Below are 19,205 nucleotides of genomic sequence, written 5' to 3' on the forward strand. Positions count from 1 at the left end.
GATGCTTTAGCTGCCCGTCCGTCCGCCTGTTCGCGACACTCCGGCGTTTGCGCAGAGGCGAAAGCCCAGATCGTCTATCCGGAAGGTGGGATGGCTTCGACGGCGATTGGTTGCCAGGCAACCTCTTTCGCCGTCTGCCCAACCGCCGCCACGGAAGATGCGGTAGGCGCCGTAGACCTGCGGGTCGTACTGGTCGGAGCACCACTCCCATACGTTGCCGAGCATATCGTAAAGACCCCAGGCATTGGATTGCTTGCCGCCAACGGGCTGGGGCCGCTCGCCCGAGTTATCGGCGAACCAGGCGATATCGCCGAGGTCGCCATAGCGAGGCCCGCGCGTTCCCGCACGGCAGGCGTGTTCCCACTCTGCCTCGGTGGGAAGGCGATATCCGTCGGCATCGGCGAGGAGATCCGCTCCTTGCGCGTCGTCGTGGATGACATAAGCCGCAGCGAGGCCCCGTCTTCCGGACAGTTGATTGCAGAACGCAACCGCGTCGAGCCAGGAGACGCTTTCTACAGGGCATCTGGCGTCCACATGGGAGGAAGGCCAACTCCCCGTGACCTCGGCGTAGAGTGCCTGCGTCACCGGGGCGGCTCCAATCCTGTAGGATTCCAGCGCGACATCCCAGCGCCGCTGGATGCGGTCGTCCCTCAGCGCCACGATGCCGGCCGGGATCGTGAGCATCCGAAGGCTTAGCGATTCCTGAAACTCGTCCACGATCTCTCGTCAGCAATTGCGGTACGCGGCAATCTGCTTGATGATCCGATCTTCCGCAAACCACCTCGAGCCTGTGTCCGCATCGGCTTTCCCCATATCCGCAATCCGCTTTTCCAGCAGATGCCCGAACCATCCTGCCAACCCCATGAAATCGGCGAGTGTCGGCCGCCCCTTCCACGCAGATGACGAATGCGAGCCGGAGCCCGATCAGCCGGTCGGTTGCTGGGCGGTGTTCACGACCCGTTGAGCCTCAAAGGCATGCCGATAGGCGGGCCGCGCTTCGCTGTTGGCCAGGTGGGCAGCCCGGCTATCCCTCCAGCAAAGCATTGTCCTGCCGGGCGCCGCCCCAGCCATACTCGGAATAGGCGACGGCCTGGCTGACGTTCAAAAGGGCCTGCCGGACATAGGGAATGGTCTCGGGCGGCAATGATTCGAACGGCCACCAGCCGAGATCGGCGTGCTTTCCGGTTTCCATCAGCCTGGGCGTGCCGTCCCATCGTGCTGCGGTGAAGACGTGACCGACCCAGTCCCGGCCCTCCGTCAGACTGTGAAATGTATGGACGTAGACGAGATCAGCAGGCGCGATGTGCACGCCGACTTCTTCCAGGGCTTCCCGGATCGCCGCCTGGGCGATCGTCTCGCCGGCCTCAAGCCCTCCAGCGGGAAGACTGAAGGCACCGTCCATCCACCCTGTCGCCGTCCTCCGCAGCAAGAGGACCTCGTCGCCCCTGCATAGGGCGACGAAGACGGAGGCTGAGAGGGTGTGACGATCGCGAGCGGACATGGCCAAGGCTACCTGACGGGGTGGACGGTCGCGGCACTCTGAGAATGCCGAGCGACAGCAGATGTCAGCGGCCTGTCATCGCCCCGCTTCGGAGGCGGCCTTCAGCTCGCGCAGCAATGTGGCGACGAGTTCGGCCGCCGGCATGGCGCGGGCGAGCGGAGCGCCCTGCCCGGCCCATTGGGCGCCGAAGCCGTGCTCGCCCTTGGCCTTTGCGGCGGCATGGAGGGCCTTTCCTGCGTCATAGGCGATCGGGTAATCCGGCGGCAGCCGGTCAGCCACGCTTTGATGGAGGTCCGTGAAGCGATTGGCGAGGCAGCGCGCCGGCCGGCCCGAGATCAGCGCTGTCAGCCGGGTGTGATAGGCGCCGGGGCCCGCGAGCGCCGCACGATAGGCATCATCAGCAGACGATTCCTGACAGGCGATGAACGCCGTGCCGAGCTGAGCGGCGACAGCACCGAGGTCGAGTGCGGCAGCAATGCCGGCCCCATCCATGATGCCGCCGGCTGCGATGACCGGCAGCGTGCTGTCCGCCACGAGAAGCCGTGTCAGGGCGACGGTTCCCAGGGCGTCATCCGAAGCCGCCGGATCGAACACGCCGCGATGCCCGCCGGCCTCGATGCCCTGTGCCACGATCGCATCGATTCCGGCGGCCTCGATCTGCCTTGCCTCTTCGAGATTGGTCGCCGTGGCGAAGAGTGTGGTGCCCGCCCCCTTCAAGCGCTGAATGGCTTGCGGCGACGGCAGGCCGAAATGGAAACTGACGACCGGCGGCCTCGCCTCGACGAGCATCGAAAGCATGTCGGCATCATCGGCAAAGCTCTTGTAGATCGTGCGCAGCGCCGCCGGAGGCACGGCGCCAAACTCCGAAAAGAGCGGCGACAGCCAGTGCAGCCACGCCGCCTCGCGCTCCGGATCCGGCTTTGCCGGGCCGTGCACGAAGACATTGACGTTGAACGCGCGCTCGGTCCGCGCCCTCAGATCCGCGATCATCGCGCGGGCGCCTGCGGCATCCGTCGCGCCAACACCGATCGAGCCGAGCCCGCCCGCATTGGACACGGCGGCAGCAAGGGCGGGGGTCGAAACACCCGCCATCGGCGCCTGCACGATCGGCACCTCAACGCCCAGCTTGCTCAACATCCCGGCCTCCCGCGCTCCGCAACATCGTTGACTTGAATTCTCGAAAAGAGAATACACATTCAAATTGATTTCTCAATGGAGAATTGAAATGGATTTCGCCGCGCTCGCGGTCTTCCGGACCGTCGCCAGGGAGCAGAGCATCACCCGCGCCGCGGAGCTGCTTGGGCGTGTGCCTTCGAATGTCACGACCCGCATCCAGCAGATCGAGGAGGCGGTCGGCGTGCCGCTGTTCCTGCGCGAGCGGAAGGGCATGACGCTGACCGCGGCAGGACGGACCTATCTCGATTACGCGGACCGGATACTGAATCTGGCCGATGAAGCCATTCAGGTCGTCAATCCGGCGGGGCCGGCCGGCGTGCTGCGCATCGGCTCGATGGAATGCACCGTCGCAAGCCGGCTGCCCGTGCCGCTGGCCCGCTTCAACCAACGCTGGCCCGAGGTCACGATCGATCTGTCGACGGCGCCGACCCGGCAGCTGATCGACTCTCTCCTCGCCCATCGCATCGATGCCGCACTGATCGCTGTCCCATCGGGCGAGTGGTGGCTCGGCCCGCAGGATCTCGACACGGTGCCGGTCTTCCGCGAGGACCTCGTGCTCGTGCTTCCGCCGGGGCATCCCGAGGTACGGCACGCAGCAGACCTCAAGCCCAAGGCGCTCGCCGCCTTTGCGCCGGGCTGCACCTACCGCATGCTCGCCGAGGAATGGCTGACCGGCTTCGGCACGGTGAAGGGGCGTTTCTCCATCCATGAGGTCCGCTCCTATCACGCCATGTTCGCCTGCACGGCCGCAGGCTCCTGCTTCAGCATCATGCCCCGCTCCGTGCTCGATCTCCTGCGCCATACAGGCGCCGTCGAGGAGAAGGCGCTGATGCGGGTCGATACCTATCTTGCCTGCCGGCCGGGATTTTCGACGCCCGCCTTCACCGCATTCCGCGACATGCTTGCCGCGTTCTCCGACATCGAGGTTGGGGCCATCGAGGTTCGGGCCGATGCCGAGAGCCCATGAACGAGAGGCCACGATCGCGGCCGCGCTCGTGCTCGTCATCGGCATGGGCTTTGGCCGGTTCGCCTTCACCGGCCTCTATCCGCTGATGATTTCCGATCACACCATCTCCGTACAGGCCGGCTCCTATGCAGCCGCAGCCAATTATGCCGGATATCTGGCCGGCGCATTGCTGAGCGCGGTCCTGACCGGCATCCCGAGCCGGAGGCTTTGCGCTCTCGCCGTCGTTTCAACCGTGGCCCTGCTCGGCGCGCTCGCCCTGCCATTGCAGGAATGGGCGATCGTCACCGTGCGCGGCCTTGCCGGCATCTCGAGCGCGTTTGCCATGGTGGCCGCCTCGCATTGGCTGATTCACGATCGCAAGCACCATCAGGGAGCGCCCGCCCTCTTCGCCGGCGTCGGCATCGGCATCGTGGTGTCGGCGGAGCTGATCGCCCTTGCGCATCTCAACGCGCTGTCGAGCCGGGCGATCTGGCTCACCCTTGCCGTCGCGGCAGCGGCTCTCGCAGCTGCTGCCCTGACCCTGCAGCGGCGCAGCGACCGGGCACCGGCGGTGGCGCCCCAGCCGCTGTCGGCGCATGGGCAAGCCCATAGCGCGCAGTTGCTCGCTCCCCTGCGGCTGATCGTGATCTATGGGCTGGCCGGGCTCGGCTACATCATCACCGCGACCTATCTCCCCCTTCTGGTCGGACAGGTGCTCACCACCACCGATCCCGTACATATCTGGGCGGTCTTCGGACTTGGCGCCGTGCCGTCCTGCTTCTTCTGGCATGCCATGCACGAGCGCTTCGGCACGCGTCGGAGCCTGGCGAGCAATCTGGTCGTTCAAGCGATCGGCGTCGCGCTGCCTGTGCTGCACACGCCCGCAGCCTACGTGCTGAGCGCATTGCTCGTCGGCGGCACCTTCATGGGCACGGCGACGATCGCCATGCCGGCCGCGCGCAAGGTGGCGGCGGCGGTCCGTTTCAATATGCTCGCGCTGATGACCGCCTCCTTCGGCATCGGGCAGATCATCGGCCCGCTCATGGCCAATACGATCTATGCCCGTACGCAGGCGTTCGACATCTCCCTGACCCTTGCTGCGGCGTCGCTGGTCGCCGGCGCCGTTTTGTGTGCAGATCTCCCCGGCAATAGGGCGCAATCGCATCCAGTCTGACTGCGCCGCCGGGGCGATCATCTCTCGGATCGCGTCACGGTCCCGACCCGGCTCTTGCGATCCCCGAGGGATCGAGAACAGGCATTCTTGCCGCTGCTTGACAAGCTGCATAACATGGTGATGCCGGCGAGGTCGTTCTGCTGATTGTCATGAGGCGCGGCGCATCCTCGATGGAGCACTCATCGGCAAGAAGACTCGGCAAGAATACGAGAAGCGATACGCACGCATCGCAAGCCCCGGCCGCCAGAAACGACGTTCTTCGATCCATCCGACCGGCTTAGTGTGCGCCATGACCAAAGGGCGGAACGCGACTATGCAAGCTTTATTGATCGCATTTCTCTGCGTGGCGACATCGGCGGCAAGCCTGGCGGCGGATACCCTGGCGCGGGCCCGCGAGACCGGGACATTGCGGCTTGGCTTCCGGGTCGATGCGCCCCCGTATTCCTATCGGACGACCAGCGGCKAACCCTCCGGCTATATCGTCGATCTCTGCCGCGAAGTCGCCGCCGGCGTGAAGAAGGCGCAGGGTTTGCCTGCGCTCAAGATCGACTATGTCGAGGTCTCGTCCACGGCTCGCCTGGAAGCGTTGCGCGACGGCAAGATCGATATTCTCTGCGATCCGACATCGATGACCATGTCGCGCCGCGCCATGGTCGATTTCTCGCTCCCGACCTTCATCGATGGCGCCGGCGTCCTGCATCGGACCAATGAACTGACGCGGCTCGAGGACCTGCGCGGCAAGAAGATCGGCGTGCTCCGGGGCACGACGACCGAGGAGGTTCTGAAGACGACTTTGACGCAACTCGGGATCGAAGCCGAGATCGTTCCGATGCTGGCTCATCCCGACGGGGTCCGCAGCCTGGCGGCGGGAAAGATCGACGCCTATTTCGCCGATCGCGGGATCCTGAGCTATCACCTGCTCAACAGCGAGAACCGCTCCGGCATGAAGCTCTCCGACCAGTATTTCACCTTCGAGACCTATGCGCTGGCTCTGCCGCGCGGCGATGAAAAGCTGCGCCTGCTTGTCGATGCCACGCTGGCGGAGCTCTATCGCACCGATCGCGTGAAGCAGATCTATGCCCGCAGTTTTGGAAGCTTCCCGCCGGATCAGTTCATCCGTGCCCTCTTCGTCATCAATGGCGTGCCGAAATGAGGGGATTGGGTGCCTGACCTGACAGGTCTCGAGGCTCCGACAAAAGTATTCGCCGGCGGAGACCGATCGCGAAGGAGGCCAGCTCCATGCAGGACTACACGCTCTATTACTGGTCGGTCCCGTTTCGCGGTCAGTTCGTGCGGGCGGTGCTGGCATGGGCCGGCAAGACCTGGCGCGAAGCCGGCGACGGCGAGATCGCAAAGCTCATGGACGAGCCGGTCGAGCTCGTGCCGGTCCCGTTCATGGGGCCGCCGCTGCTGATCGACAACGCGGACGGCTTCGCCATCGCGCAGATGCCCGCCATCATTCTCTATCTCGGCGAGACGCTCGGCCTCATGCCGGCCACGCCGCCCTTGCGGGCGTTGACCATGAAGATCGTCAACGACGCCAATGACGTCATCGACGAAATCACGCTGCAAGGCGGCCAGTCGATGTGGACGCAAGAGCGCTGGCGCGAATTCGTGCCGCGCCTCGAGAAGTGGATGTCGTTCTGGGAAGAGACCGGGCGTCGGCACGGGCTGACGGCAGAGGCTGGTTTTCTCCTCGGCGGCAAGGCGCCGGGCATCGCCGATGTCGTGACCGCAACCTTGTGGACGACGATGGCCGATCGCTTCCCGGTCCTCGCATCGATCCTCGAGGAGACCGCGCCGCTCACGAGCGGGCTCGCGCGCCGCGTCTCCGCCCTGCCCCCCTTGGCCGCATTGGCCGAGAAGGCCCGCAGGGACTATGGCGACGAAACCTATTGCGGCGGTCAGATCGGAATGGCTCTGCGCAAGGTCGCTGGCGAAACCGCGCATCGCTGAAGATGGCGGAGCCGTCTCCCCTCTCCGGAACAACGGCGAAGGCGCGCAAGCTCTCGGAATAGCCAAGGCAACGGCGCCTCAGGGAGCCCGCATTGACCTCGGAAGCCAGCGGCTGTCCGTCTCAGGTTTGCCGCTTGCGGAACAGATTCCGATTGGATCACGTCCTGGTCTTGAAGCGCGCCGCCTCTTCCGAACCATGGGTGGCGTCGCCGGCGCTATAAGAATGCGCGCCAGCGCCCGCGAGCTTGCCGCCATCGACGATCAGATATTCCTCCCGGATCGGCCGGCCTTCGAACCAGCATTCCAGGATTTCGCGCGTGCCTGCGGCGTAGCGGGCTTGGGCGGAGAGCGTAGATCCCGAGATATGCGGCGTCATGCCGTGATGCGACATTGATCGCCAAGGATGGTCCTGGGGGGCCGGCTGCGGGAACCAGACATCGCCAGCATAGCCGCCGAGCTGCCCGCCCTCCAGAGCGCGGGCCACAGCGTCACGATTGCAGATCTTGCCGCGCGCCGTGTTCACCAGATAGGCGCCGCGTTTCATCCTGGCGATCATCGCCTCGTCGAAGAGATTCTCTGTCTCCGGATGCAGAGGTGCATTGATCGTGACGACATCGCAAAAGCCAACCATGGATGCCGCGTCCGCGTGGAAGGTAACGCCAAGTTCCTGCTCGACCGCCAGCGGAAGACGGTGGCGGTCGGTGTAGTGCAGCTTCACGTCGAACGGCTTCAACCGGCGCAGCACGGCGCTGCCGATCCGGCCGGCACCGACGGTTCCGATCTGCATCCCCTCGACATCGTAAGAGCGCGCGACGCAATCGGCGATGTTCCAGCCCCCACGGAGCACCCACTGATAGGAGGGGATGTAGTTTCGCACGAGCGCCAGGATCATCATGACCACATGTTCAGAGACGCTGATCGAGTTGCAGTAGGTCACCTCGGCAACCGTTACACCACGATCCATCGCGGCTTGAAGGTCGACATGGTCTGATCCAATGCCGGCCGTGATCGCAAGCTTCAGTTTGCTCGCCTTGGCAATGCGCTCTTCGGTCAGATAGGCCGGCCAGAAGGGCTGCGAGATCACGATTTCGGCGTCGGGGAGCTCGCGTTCGAAAACGCTGCCGGGACCGTCTTTGTCCGAGGTCACAACCAGGCTGTGCCCGGCGCTTTCGAGAAATTTCCTCAGGCCGAGTTCGCCCGACACACTGCCGAGCAGAACCCCCGGTTCAAAGTCGATCGCCTTCGGCGTGGGAAGTGTCTGGCCGCCGGGGTAGCGGTCGAGTTCCGGCAGACCGTCCCGCGCATATCCTGCCGGGTAACCGTCGGCTGGATCGTCATAGAGGACGCAAACAACCTTTGCCATTTTATATCTTCCTTCGTCAGGCACGAAGAGGAAGACGCTTGATTGTCACTGCTGCCCGCCAAGACGATGATCATCGGCGGCCCGCTCTGAAGTGTCGGAGGCCAGCTGATCCTGGCGCTTCCTCGATCGGAAAGTTGCGCGCTAGTCCAAATAAGATGGAGAAGCCGGACATGGTTTCAAGACCGGAGGACAGTGGCCTGCCTCCCTGAAAAGTGGTCCTCCCGGAGGTATGGCTTTTGAGCCGACGGAGGACTGAAGAAATGGCCTGTCTCTCTTCTTCGGCATAATGGGCATCCTCCAAGGCTCAAAAAGCCTGGTGGATTGGTCGGGACGGAAGAGTCCTGGTTGGAATTCCCCGCGCCGCTGCAGCATGCGACATTGCGGGATGCATACCGGTATCAGCATCGACATTACGGCTTCGGACAGGGCTCGGCTTGAAGCGATCGTCGCTGGGGCCACAAAGCTGTCCCGGTAAATTTGGCGCGACTGTCATATTTCCAACAGGGCACTAGCGCTTCTTGCAAGGCGGGGGACTTCTAGAAGGAGGTCGTGACCATGAAACTCTGTTTTCCGATCGCACTCGCCGCTTCAACTATCGTTTTGGCAGGCCAAGTAATGGCGGCGGAAGTGGACATGTCGAAGCTCACTTGCAAGGAGGTTGGCGCTATGCCTGCCGCGCAGACTATTGGCGTCGCCATGTGGGTGAACGGCTATGTCCATGGCAAAGCCGGCAATGCCATGGTGGACGGTGACAAGGCGCATGCCAATGCCCAGAAGATCGCTGACTATTGCAAAGCGAATCCCGCTGCCACGCTGACGAGCGCGATAGAGGCGGTCGCCAAGTCGTAGCAGCATATTAAATGATGGCCAGCTGAGTGGCCCCATTCCGGGACCACTCTTCTACGATGGTCCGAGGACTGAAACTCTGAAACCCTCACCACCAAAGATCTCAATCTAGTGGATTGATCGGGACGGAAGAGTCCTGTTTGGGTTTCCCCGCGCCGCTGCGGCATGCGACATTGCGGGATGCGTACTGGTATCAGCATCGACATTACGGCTTCGGACAGGGCTCGGCTTGACGCGATCGTCGCTGCGCGCAGTTCGCCCCAGAAGCAACCAGGACCGCGACGCGTGCGCTGATGCCCTACAGGTGTTGGAGATTTACCAGCGCCTACCGTAGTACCCAACAACTGGTCGGTTATTGTAGTATGCGGCGCGGCGGATGCCCGCACGAACGACAGGCCGGCCATAATAGCCGCCGCCATAGTAGCTTCTCCCGTAGTATCCGCCGCCATAATAGCCGCTACCGCCGTAGTAAGTTGAGGCCGGTGTGTTGTAATAGACGGTCTGCGGATAGCCGCTCGCGATTCCCGGATCGCAATATGCACTGCCGGAATATGTGGTGACATAGGAAGCGTCGCCATAGCCGCCATAGGCATTATAGCCGTATGCTGCGGGAGCTGCGTAGCCATAGCCTGAACCGTAGCCATAGCCCGAACTGTAGCCGCTGCCGTAATAGGCAGCACCTGCTGCGAGACCGACGCCCGCTGCGAGCGCCCGACCACCGTAGTAACGGTTGCCGTAGTAACCGCCACGGTATGCCGCCCCACGGTAAGCTCCACGATATCCGGCACGGTACGCGCCACGATATCCAACGCGATAGCCACCGCCAATGGCAGTGCCTCGGTATCCACCGGCGCCGATACCACGGTGTTGGGCTTCGGCATCACGCGCGGTGAAGACGAGACTGCCGACGCCAATCAGAGCGACAACAGGGAGGGCAAGGAGCGTATTCATGACTTCACCTGCGCAAAGCCCACCACTGGATTGCAGACGCGGCTGGGCTTCTCCGCGAGGCAATTCGGTGAATTCCTTAACGGAACGATAACATGTTTGTTTCGATGAGTCCCAGAGGGGCCTCGCCGCGCCGGGCTGCCTTCCTGTGCTGCGACGCCAAGTCCGCAGCGCGCCCAGATCAGCGACGCCTGCGTCTGCGACTTTACCTAAGGGCATGCTGACAATATCCGGGCGTCCCCCGCACTTGATGGCCAAGGGCCGGGATGACGTGCCTCGCCATCAGCGAAGCTCCGAACCGCGCCCTCATGATTGGTTCTGATCGACGCAGCGCCACCCCGACGTCGCCACGATCAATGGCTCATCAAACAGCAGATCGACGCATGATCGAGGAGATCACGCGTGACGCCGCCGAATATCCACTCGCGCGTTCGGCTGTGACCATAGGCACCGGACACCAAGAGGTCCGCGCCTTCCTGCCGGGCCCGGTGTATCAGTTCGTCGGCGATGCGGGCTTCCCGTATCGCGCTGTCCTGGACAAGATCGGCGGTGATGCCGTGATGACGCAAATAGTCCCGCAGGTCTTGCGCGCTCGAACTCTCGGCGCCTTCTCCGGCGGTGACGACGAACACGCCTTCGGCAGTCTTCAGGAAGGGCAACGCATCGCAGACCGCGCGGCGCGCTTCACGCGTGTTCTTCCAGGCAATGACGATACGCTGCGCCGAAAGGCGGTCAGAGGTTGGCGGCACGAGCAGGACGGGGCGCCCGGCTTCCAACACGATCGCCCCGGGATCGACGGCGAAGCGCCAGTCCCGGTGGTCGCCGCTCCCCTGTCGGCCGACGATCAGGAGATCGGCCGCAGAGGCCTGCTCGAGAAGAAATGGTGCCGACTCGTCCATACCGGTTCGCAACGAGGTGCTTTCGCCGGACTTGGCGACCTTGATGAAATTGGCCTCGATCTGCTGCAATTCTTCCGCAGCGATCTCGCGCCATTGCTCGATCAGCGTCTGGGCGGAAAAACCGGCCTCCAAGGGGAGAGCGGGAATGATGCAGCGCGATGCCGAGCCGATCAAGCGCGCATGGAAGCGCTCTGCCAAGCCGACCGCAAGCGCAGTCCGGCTGGCCGCATGTGGGCCGAGATCCAGATTCACCATCAGGCTCGCGTAGGATGACATGACAACGCTCCTTGCAATCGATGTCGCTGTGCCACCACGGCCAAGACAGGTTTGCGTTGACCTACCGCAATAACGGCACGATTTTACTCGTCGGTCAGCTCTATGCGTAGACCTCCTGCCTGTATCGCGTTCCTGCGCGGCCAGCACTTGGCCGGCAGCAACAGACTTGGCGGAGAGAGGCTCAACATGACCCGACGGCGAGCAATCCGAGACGTCACGCGTCAAGCAGTGGCTTGCGGTGACATTGCTCTGTCGCAAAGCCGAGCAGCCACACGTGCAGTAGCATCAGTTGAGGATACCCCACTGTCGGACATTCTGAATCGCGGAGGCGGCAATGAAAACGACAATCAAGCACGGGCCGGAATCCTGCAGGTCGGACCCGCCTATGTTCACGATCGAGACTGTTGAAGATTATAAGATCGCAAGGCGGCGCCTCAAAGCGCTCACCGTGCAGGACGGCAGCAGCTACCGCGAATCGATAGCGCTCACGGAGGCTATTCGGATCTGGGAAGCGGACCACGCTAGCGTGACTGAGCCGCCGGCTCGGGCGCCTTGACCGCGCGGCAACGGAACTCCCTGCGTTCACCGAACCGCCGCGCCACGGCACCGCGAACGCGCCGTCGCCTTCCGGTCGCAGGTCCGCCAATTTTGATTCGTTTGACTCGTCAAGCCCCCATTCCGTCGCTAGCCTAGGAAGCGAGGATCTTGAACGGGAGGTGGCTATGCCGAACGTGACGATTGGCTCCCTGGAAGACCGCAAGGCTGCCGTCCTGAGGGCGGCCGCGCTGCTCCAAAGCGCGATGGGCTCCGACGAAGACCATGAATTCGAGATGCTGACCGAGGCCATCGCCGAGTTCGACATCCTCCAGGAGGCCCTGGCGCCGGTCGAGATTCCGCCCGCCTTCATGCCGTTCATCCGCGAAGTGGCGCGGCAGCGGGCTGCCAACCAGCGTTCCTAGGCACCTGCGCACTTTCGGCAGCGCGGGCCTTTGCGTAGCGCTGCGGCGATTGCCGCGAGAGCAGGCTGCTCCATGGCCGGGCGACGACGCACCCGACGCTTCGTGGGCCGCCGCTGCCCTGTTTCAAAAGCCGACCCCGAATGCCATGCTCGCATCCTTCGCGCCGGTCGCTGCCCTGCGGCAGGACGGGACGGCTGGGGGTTGGCGACACGACATGAATGATACCGGCCTATGAATGATACCGGCGTGGCGACGATCGATGTGGTTTCGCATGCGGCAACAGATCCACGATCGCTGCGTCGTTTCGAAGATGAGCGCTTCCTCACGGGTCGGGGTCAGTACCAGGACGACGAGCACGTGCCCGGCGCCCTGCACGCCGTGGTGCTGCGCTCACCCCATGCCCATGCCGACATCCTTGCAATCGATGCGCAAGCCGCGAAAAGCCTGCCTGGGGTCACAGCCATCTATACCGCAGCGGAGATCGAGGATCTCGGCCCACTGCCCTGCTCGCTCACGCTGAAGGCCGAGCCGCCGCTGATCGTGCCGCCGCGTTTCCCCCTGGCGCGCGGGCGCGTCCGCCATGTCGGGGACCCCGTCGCCTTCGTCGTGGCCGAAAGCGCGGACGCGGCGCGCCAGGCCTGCGAGCTGATTGCCGTCGACTACGAGATCCTGCCTGCGGTCACGGAGCTCGCCGCAGCAGCCGGGCCCGCCGCTCCAGAGATCTGGCCGCAAGCCGCGGGCAATCTCGCCCTGCGCTACCGCCTCGGCGATGACGATGCGGTCGCCGCCGCATTCCGCCGCGCCGCACATGTCGTGACCTGCCGGCTCGTGAACAACCGGATCACGGCTGCCGCCCTGGAGCCGCGGGCGGCGCTCGGGCGCTTCGACGCGGAGAGCGGCCGCTACAGGCTCTCGCTCAGCGGCGCCTCCGTTCACGACATCCGCCGCGAGCTTGGCCTCGTTCTCAAGGTCGGGCCCGAGCGGATCGATGTCGCCTGCCCCGATGTCGGCGGCGGCTTCGGCATGAAGAATGTCACCTATCCCGAATATGCGCTTGTGCTGATCGCGGCGCAGCGCCTGGGCCGGCCGGTGCGCTGGCTTGCCGAGCGGATCGAGGATTTCGCCGGCGGCGCCCATGCCCGCGACAACCTGACGACGGGCCGCCTCGCCCTCGATGCCAGAGGCCGTTTCCTGGCGCTGGCCGTGGAAACCATCGCCAATCTCGGCGCCTATGTCTCCTCGCTCGGGCCCGGCAGTTCGACGACCGCGCCGACGCCCGCCATGGGTGGGCTCTATGACATTCCGGCGATGAGCATGGATGTCCGCTGCGTCTTCACCAACACCGCGCCGGTCGACGCCTATCGCGGCGCCGGCAAGCCGGAGGCGAACTACCTGATCGAACGCCTGGCCGATGAGGCGGCGCATCTGCTGCGGATCGATCCGGCCGTGCTGCGCAAACGCAATTTCATCCGCAGCTTCCCCTATCGAAAGCCCTTTGGCGCTGTCCTCGACTGCGGTGCCTTCACGGGGAATCTCGAGCGCGTGCTGGCGGCGGCCGACCGCGCCGGCTTCCGCCGCCGCCGCGCCGTCTCGCGCCGGCGCGGACAATTGCGGGGCTTCGGCATCGGCTGCTTCCTGGAAACCGCGCGCGGCGGACCGAATGAGGATGCCTGGCTCAGCTTCCGCGCCGACGGCCGGGTCGAGATGGCGGTCGGCACCCAGTCGAACGGCCAGGGGCACGAGACGAGCTTTGCGCAGGTCCTGTCGCAACAGCTCGGCCTGCCGGCCGAGCATTTCCATCTCGTGCAGGGCGACACGGCGCGCGTCCCCACCGGCGGCGGCCATGGCGGCGCCCGCTCGCTGCATATGGGGGGCGGCGCCCTCTTCCTGGCGGCGCGTGCCTTGATCCGGGCCGCCAAACCCGCCGCCGCAGAGTTGCTCCAGGCCCCAACCGAGGCCGTGCTCTTCCAGGACGGCTGGTTCCGTGCGCCCGGCGCCGGCAACGTCGCTCTCGCGACGGTCGCGCGCCATATCGGGGAGACGACCGGCCGGGCGCTCTCAGGCCATGGCGCCCATCGCGACGCCCCCCTCACCTTCCCGAACGGCGCGCAGACGGCCGAGGTCGAGATCGATCCCGAGACCGGCGCAGTGACGCTGCTGCGCTATGTCGCCGTCGACGACTACGGCACCCTGATCAACCCGCTCCTGACAGAGGCCCAGGTCCATGGCGGCCTGGCGCAGGGCATCGGCCAGGCGCTGATGGAGGACATCCGCTACGATCCGGAAGGCGGCCAGCTGCTGAGCGCGACCTTCATGGACTACGCGCTGCCGCGCGCAGCCGACCTACCCTGTTTCGAGCTCTCGCTGGTCGAGCTGCCGACGACGGCCAACCCGCTCGGCGTCAAGGGCGCCGGGCAGGCCGGCTGCATCGGGGCGCCGCAGACGGTGATCCACGCGATCCTCGATGCGCTGCGCCCGCTCGGCGTCAGCCACATCGACATGCCGGCGACCCCGGCCCGGATCTGGCGCGCGATCCAGGAGGCCAGGACGCCCGTAGCGAATGAACCATGACGTCACGTGGGCCTGAGATTTCAGGCCCACGTGACGTCGTTACAGCGGACCGCCCTGCGCCAGGGGGCTCCATGCGTGTTCCCGGTCAGCCTCGGTGGAGAGGTCGATCGTCACCTGCGTACCCGTTCTGATACGCCGCTTCAGGATGTCGGTGCGGTCCGGACTCGTCCGAAGCGCGCCGCCCTCGTGAAGCGTTTGGAGCCGTGCACGCGAGACCCGCAGCTCGGACGCCAGCAGCCGGTCAAGGCGCGTGCTGGTCGGAAGCGTAACCTTCAGGTCGATTTCCAATGTCGTCCAATTCAGGGTGTCGCGCAGGACCTCCTTTTGGATATCAAACTCGGGGAATTCTTCGACGCGCTGCGCCTTGCGCCTCAATGCTTCGAGATTGAAGGTCTCTCTCCGGATCCATTGCGGATCGTTCGCGTGTAGCGCTTCCAGCACGGCAGGATCGATGTCGCGGACATTCTGCCGCTCGAAGATCGGTCGGTTCCATGTCTTATCGCAGCTCAGGCATTTGTAGATCAGCCACGCATCAAGCTTGCGACCGTTGGCGTTGAGCCGGATCTTGCCGCTGGATTGGAAGGCTCTCAAGCCCCCGCATCCGCTGCAGGCAATCCAAGGCTGGGGAGCAGTCTGGGGGATGATGGTCCATCGAACCCGAAATGCATTGCACATGACGTCTTGGTCTTCCGTTCGGAAGTCCACCAAGAGGGTGCATGAGACGACCCTTGCGGGCACGGTGTGGCGATGTTTCGGGCGGCTGAAGAGCTGAGACAGCGGCGCTGCTCATGGCACAAAATAACAATGCCAAACCGGTCTCTTGCCGCCACCCGATGAACACGATCATACGCGGACAGCGCGTTGCTATCCGACAGTACGGGTGAAACTGGATTGAGACCGGTGTTTACTTAGGCAAAGTCGACCTCGGTGCGCCAAAGCTCTTCACCCACAGCGATACCAAATCATCGGTCCGAGATGGAGTCCTCCGGCGCGCCGGGAATCCGAAAGCTGCCAGGTGCGGCTTCCATGCAACTTTGTGGTGCAGAGAGCCGAGATCGCCCTCGCTCGGTCGTCGATACGCGGCCTATCGGCTTGTCACAAGGGCCGGTGGGTCCGGCTTGATGATCGGGATGGCGAAATCCGAGGCACGCCTTCCCTCCAGCTGGCACGGCGCAGGCCGCCCCCGTCCGTCATTGAGCCGAGAGTCCGCGCCCCAGCTAAAGCGGCGGACCTGTCCTCGAGCGCCTTCCAGTTCCGCCCACGGACGGCAATAGCCCGAAGAAGGCCGATTTCACCCGATGCTGACCGGCAGTGCGCCGCAGGTTTGGCACCTCACTGAGAGCTGCGGTCATGGCGCGGGTGATATTCACCGCCCCAACTCCCGGCAAACAGCCCTGCCATGGCCGGTGGCGGCGACCACCGAAGCGCACTGCGTTGACCCTGCAATCAATTGGGCGTAGCAGTAATATGTTACGCCTTACGCCTTAGCGCCACTGCGACGGGAGATCCCGTTAAGGCATGGCGCCTCGCACAGCTTGAAGATTTCTGCCGTCAGGAGATTTCGCACATGCAGATCCGATTTTTGCGGCCGCTTTCCCATGTACTCGGCCTCGCGTTCCTTAGCGGAATCGCCGTCGCCGGCCTGATTAGCCCGTCTTATGCCCAGAACACCCTTGAGCGGATCAAGAGCCAGAAATCGGTCAGGGTCGGCTTCTCAAATTTCGCTCCGACGTCTTTCGTTGGGCCTGGGGGTGAGATCACTGGCTCCTCCCCCGAATTGGCGAAGGCGTTCTTCAAGAGCCTCGGCGTCGAAAAGGTCGAAGGAGTGGTCGGCGAATTCGGCTCACTGATCGGAGGCCTGCAGGCGCAGCGGTTCGACATGATCGCGGTCGCGATGCAAATCCAGCCGCGGCGCTGCGAGCAGATCGCCTTCGGTGACCCGGAGATGCAGTTGCTTCAAGGATTTGTCGTCAAGAAGGGCAACCCACTTGCGCTGAAGAGCTTCAAGGATGTGGCTGACAACAGGAACGCCCGGCTGGGAATGCTGACCGGCGCCGGGCAAATCCGTTTCGCTGACATTGCTGGGGTGACCAGGGATCAGCAGATTCTGTTCCCTGACTTCGACAAGTCGGTTGCAGGGCTGCAAGCAGGCCGCGTCGAGGCGGCGGCCGGTGCCAGCGTTGCACTGAAATACATTCTGTCGAAGATCAACAGCCCGGAGGTCGAGTTTGCCGAACTCTCCCAGCAACCCGTGGATGAAAAGGGCCAGTCGGTGACCGCCTATGCAGGCATGGGCTTCCGGCAAGGCGATACCGAGCTTCTGGGCGCATGGAACGCCTGGCTGCGCGCGGCCCGGCAATCAGGAGAGGCGCTGAGGATCATGGCGCCATTCGGCCTTGGCGAGAATGACATCGCCCCGGTCAGCGTGACCGCGCAGTCGCTCTGCCAGAACCGATAGGGTCGGGCCTGCCATTTCGCGGGAATGGCAGGCGCACATCAAACCTGAGGCCACGGGGATACCTGGGCTCGTCTTCCCGTGAGGTTGATTTCGATGACGCTCACCTATGCCGCTGCCGAAGGCCTGTCTGGGGTCAGCCTTCGACAGCAGGCGATCCAGATTCTTCGCACCCAGATCCTGATTGGCGCGCTTGCGCCCGGCCGCCTCTATTCGATCGGAGAGATTGCCGAACAGCTCAAGGTGTCGCCGACTCCAGTGCGGGAAGCCCTGCTCCATCTCGCCGGCGAGCGCCTGATCGTCATGGTCCGGAATCGAGGCTTTTCGGTTCGCGAGATCGATGACCACGACCTCGATGAACTGGCCGAATGTCGGCATTATCTCGAAGTGCCGGCAATCGTGAGCCTCACGCAGAAATCCAGGCTCGCCGGACGTGCCCTCCTCGTCGACTTGGCGTCGCAGACCGAGAAAGCGGCAGCCGAGGGCGACCTTCTCTCGTTTCTCACCGCTGACCGGCAATTTCACGTGCTCTTGCTCTCAGAGACGGGCAATTCCCGGTTGGTGGAGATGGTTGCGACCCTGAGAGATCAGACACGCCTCCACGGCCTGACGCGCTTGCGAGGCTCGCACGAACTGCTGTCCTCGGCGAAGGAGCACCGCGCGCTGATCGATCTCATCGAGGCTGGCGATGTCCCGGCAGCCCGGGAGCTCATGGCGCGGCACCTTCGGCATACCCGCGGCCTCTGGGCCGGAACAGCCAGCATTCCCGCGGAACAGAGCGTCGATCGCTGTTGACTTACAGTATGTAACCGGTAACATATTACTAAGATCAAAGCCCGTTGGAGGCTTGCAATCTCGGCCATGGAGAGCAGCTTGTCTGAGCAGAATAGACTTAAGGTCGCCGAGGCGGCCAAAGCGTTGCGCGCAGAAGCGCTCGTGATGCTGAAAGACATGACGGCCATTCCGGCCGATGCGACGACGGGGACCGGCTACCCCGAAACAGTTGCCTATCTGAAGAAGCAGCTCGCCACCTTTGCTCCCACCGAAGAGATCGACGTTCCACAAAGCTATCTCGATGACCATTGGGGAAGCGATCTGTCGCTTTCACGCGAGTATCTGCCGGTGTACCGCGCTGCTCCGCGCGTGCTTGTCACGGCGATGCTGCCGGGTCGAAGCGACGAGATCGGCATCCATCTGAACAACAACTACGATCTTTACTGGGGACCGCGAAAGGAACGCGCCGGCTCGATCGCCCAAATTCTGGCGCTCAAGGCCATCGCCAAGAGCGGTGTGAAGCTCGACAAATCGGCTTTCCTCTCTGCCACGCCCGACGCTTATATCGGCGGGGAGACCGGCGCGGGCTATCTGGTGCAGCAGGGCATGGGTCGCAGCCCGGTCGTTCTGGCCAGCAGCCTGGGCGGCCCGGATATCGTCACGGCCGGCTATAAAGGCCACTTCTGGGCGAAGATCACCGCTTTCGGCAAGGCAACGCATGGTTCGCGGCCAACGGAAGGCGTGAATGCCATCGAAGGCATGATGGCGGTACAGGACAGAGTTCGGAAACTCGCTCAGGAATTTACGGCGATCAAGACGCCCCTGGAGATCGTTCCGGCGCATGCCAACACGCCGACGATCGTCATGTGCCGCATCGCGGCCAACCTGGACGTGACGTTCATCCCGGACGAATGCGCACTCTATGTCGATCGGCGCATGAATCCCGAGGAGAAGCTGGACGATGCGATGGCGGTGCTGAGGGAACTCGTCGCTGACGCTTCGCGCGAGACCGGAATGCGAATGGAGGTCTCCTTCCCCCACACTGTTTCGAGTTCGTACACGCCACCTGAGCATCCCTTGCACAAGGCGCTGAGCGACAACCTGAAGGCCGTCACCGGACGCGAGCCCCGTTCGATCGTCTGGTCGCATTATCTTGGACTTCACTATTTCACGGCGGGCTGGGGCAGCGCGGCCGTCGCATACACCCCCGGCGCCGTCGACCACGGCAAGGTCGTGATCGAGGCGGGCGATCCCACGGTCTCGGATGACGAGCTGATGGCCGCGATCGAAGTGATCGCGCTGACGATCTACGATTTGACCACATCCGGCGCTGTCGACGCCTGACATCGATATCGGCCAAG

The 19,205-nt window shown here is 63.9% G+C and carries 17 protein-coding genes; 10 read left to right on the forward strand and 7 right to left on the reverse strand.

From position 1 onward, the window contains the following. Positions 1-6: 6 nt before the first annotated feature. From AC1DW9_RS04710 to AC1DW9_RS04720, 3 genes are all read right to left on the reverse strand, one after another. The gene (locus tag AC1DW9_RS04710; protein ID WP_476776143.1) at positions 7-717 is read right to left on the reverse strand and encodes a formylglycine-generating enzyme family protein; all 711 of its coding nucleotides are present in this window, start codon (positions 715-717) and stop codon (positions 7-9) included. Positions 718-1,024: 307 nt separating this feature from the next. Next, positions 1,025-1,501 carry an NUDIX hydrolase gene (locus tag AC1DW9_RS04715; protein WP_441491216.1) on the reverse strand — a complete coding sequence of 159 codons (477 nt, stop codon included), beginning with the start codon at positions 1,499-1,501 and terminating at the stop codon, positions 1,025-1,027. Between the two features lie 75 nt (positions 1,502-1,576). Continuing rightward, on the reverse strand, positions 1,577-2,638 hold the full coding sequence (locus AC1DW9_RS04720) for an NAD(P)H-dependent flavin oxidoreductase (RefSeq protein WP_476776144.1): 1,062 nt from the start codon (positions 2,636-2,638) through the stop codon (positions 1,577-1,579). An 88-nt stretch (positions 2,639-2,726) separates the two neighbouring features. On the opposite strand from AC1DW9_RS04720, the gene AC1DW9_RS04725 reads away from it, so the two are divergent. From AC1DW9_RS04725 to AC1DW9_RS04740, 4 genes are all read left to right on the forward strand, one after another. Further along, on the forward strand, positions 2,727-3,644 hold the full coding sequence (locus AC1DW9_RS04725; protein ID WP_476776145.1) for a LysR family transcriptional regulator: 918 nt from the start codon (positions 2,727-2,729) through the stop codon (positions 3,642-3,644). Further along, on the forward strand, positions 3,628-4,797 hold the full coding sequence (locus tag AC1DW9_RS04730; protein WP_476776146.1) for a YbfB/YjiJ family MFS transporter: 1,170 nt from the start codon (positions 3,628-3,630) through the stop codon (positions 4,795-4,797). Before AC1DW9_RS04725 ends, AC1DW9_RS04730 begins: the two co-directional genes overlap by 17 nt. A 313-nt stretch (positions 4,798-5,110) precedes the next feature. Further along, a complete protein-coding gene (locus tag AC1DW9_RS04735) occupies positions 5,111-5,950 on the forward strand; it encodes an amino acid ABC transporter substrate-binding protein (protein WP_476855039.1) in 840 nt (279 codons plus the stop codon). 86 nt (positions 5,951-6,036) lie between these two features. Then, positions 6,037-6,753: a glutathione S-transferase gene (locus tag AC1DW9_RS04740; RefSeq protein ID WP_441506769.1), complete on the forward strand. Its 717-nt coding sequence runs from the start codon at positions 6,037-6,039 to the stop codon at positions 6,751-6,753. A gap of 157 nt (positions 6,754-6,910) precedes the next feature. Here the strand turns inward: AC1DW9_RS04740 and AC1DW9_RS04745 are convergent, their stop codons facing one another. Further along, positions 6,911-8,116: an NAD-dependent formate dehydrogenase gene (locus AC1DW9_RS04745; RefSeq protein WP_441506768.1), complete on the reverse strand. Its 1,206-nt coding sequence runs from the start codon at positions 8,114-8,116 to the stop codon at positions 6,911-6,913. Positions 8,117-8,671: 555 nt separating this feature from the next. Between AC1DW9_RS04745 and AC1DW9_RS04750 the strand changes: the two genes are divergently transcribed. After that, positions 8,672-8,965, forward strand: coding sequence for an HdeA/HdeB family chaperone (locus tag AC1DW9_RS04750; RefSeq protein WP_476776229.1), 294 nt, complete (start codon positions 8,672-8,674; stop codon positions 8,963-8,965). Positions 8,966-9,277: 312 nt separating this feature from the next. On the opposite strand, the gene AC1DW9_RS04755 is transcribed toward AC1DW9_RS04750, so the two are convergent. Together AC1DW9_RS04755 and AC1DW9_RS04760 are read right to left on the reverse strand one after the other, a co-directional pair. Continuing rightward, on the reverse strand, positions 9,278-9,913 hold the full coding sequence (locus AC1DW9_RS04755) for a hypothetical protein (protein ID WP_476776147.1): 636 nt from the start codon (positions 9,911-9,913) through the stop codon (positions 9,278-9,280). A 350-nt stretch (positions 9,914-10,263) separates the two neighbouring features. Further along, positions 10,264-11,310, reverse strand: a complete 1,047-nt coding sequence (locus AC1DW9_RS04760) for a universal stress protein (RefSeq protein WP_476855040.1) — start codon at positions 11,308-11,310, stop codon at positions 10,264-10,266. A gap of 497 nt (positions 11,311-11,807) precedes the next feature. On the opposite strand from AC1DW9_RS04760, the gene AC1DW9_RS04765 reads away from it, so the two are divergent. Together AC1DW9_RS04765 and AC1DW9_RS04770 are read left to right on the forward strand one after the other, a co-directional pair. Further along, entirely contained in the window at positions 11,808-12,044 is a 237-nt protein-coding gene (locus tag AC1DW9_RS04765; protein WP_476776149.1) for a hypothetical protein, read from the forward strand. A 231-nt stretch (positions 12,045-12,275) separates the two neighbouring features. Beyond that, positions 12,276-14,615 (forward strand): xanthine dehydrogenase family protein molybdopterin-binding subunit, encoded by a 2,340-nt coding sequence (locus AC1DW9_RS04770; protein WP_476776150.1) that lies wholly within the window; start codon positions 12,276-12,278, stop codon positions 14,613-14,615. A gap of 39 nt (positions 14,616-14,654) precedes the next feature. Here AC1DW9_RS04770 and AC1DW9_RS04775 read toward each other — a convergent pair whose 3' ends face one another. Next, positions 14,655-15,290: a DUF1062 domain-containing protein gene (locus tag AC1DW9_RS04775; protein WP_476776230.1), complete on the reverse strand. Its 636-nt coding sequence runs from the start codon at positions 15,288-15,290 to the stop codon at positions 14,655-14,657. Positions 15,291-16,182: 892 nt separating this feature from the next. On the opposite strand from AC1DW9_RS04775, the gene ehuB reads away from it, so the two are divergent. The 3 genes from ehuB (at position 16,183) to AC1DW9_RS04790 (ending at position 19,188) form a co-directional block, all read left to right on the forward strand. Next, the gene (ehuB, locus tag AC1DW9_RS04780; protein ID WP_476776151.1) at positions 16,183-17,073 is read left to right on the forward strand and encodes an ectoine/hydroxyectoine ABC transporter substrate-binding protein EhuB; all 891 of its coding nucleotides are present in this window, start codon (positions 16,183-16,185) and stop codon (positions 17,071-17,073) included. 93 nt (positions 17,074-17,166) lie between these two features. Further along, complete coding sequence (locus AC1DW9_RS04785) at positions 17,167-17,865, forward strand: GntR family transcriptional regulator (RefSeq protein ID WP_441491202.1); 699 nt, start codon at positions 17,167-17,169, stop codon at positions 17,863-17,865. 78 nt (positions 17,866-17,943) lie between these two features. After that, positions 17,944-19,188: a peptidase dimerization domain-containing protein gene (locus AC1DW9_RS04790; protein ID WP_476776152.1), complete on the forward strand. Its 1,245-nt coding sequence runs from the start codon at positions 17,944-17,946 to the stop codon at positions 19,186-19,188. Positions 19,189-19,205: the final 17 nt, after the last annotated feature.

This window comes from Allobosea sp. P4_E12 (genome assembly GCF_056401655.1).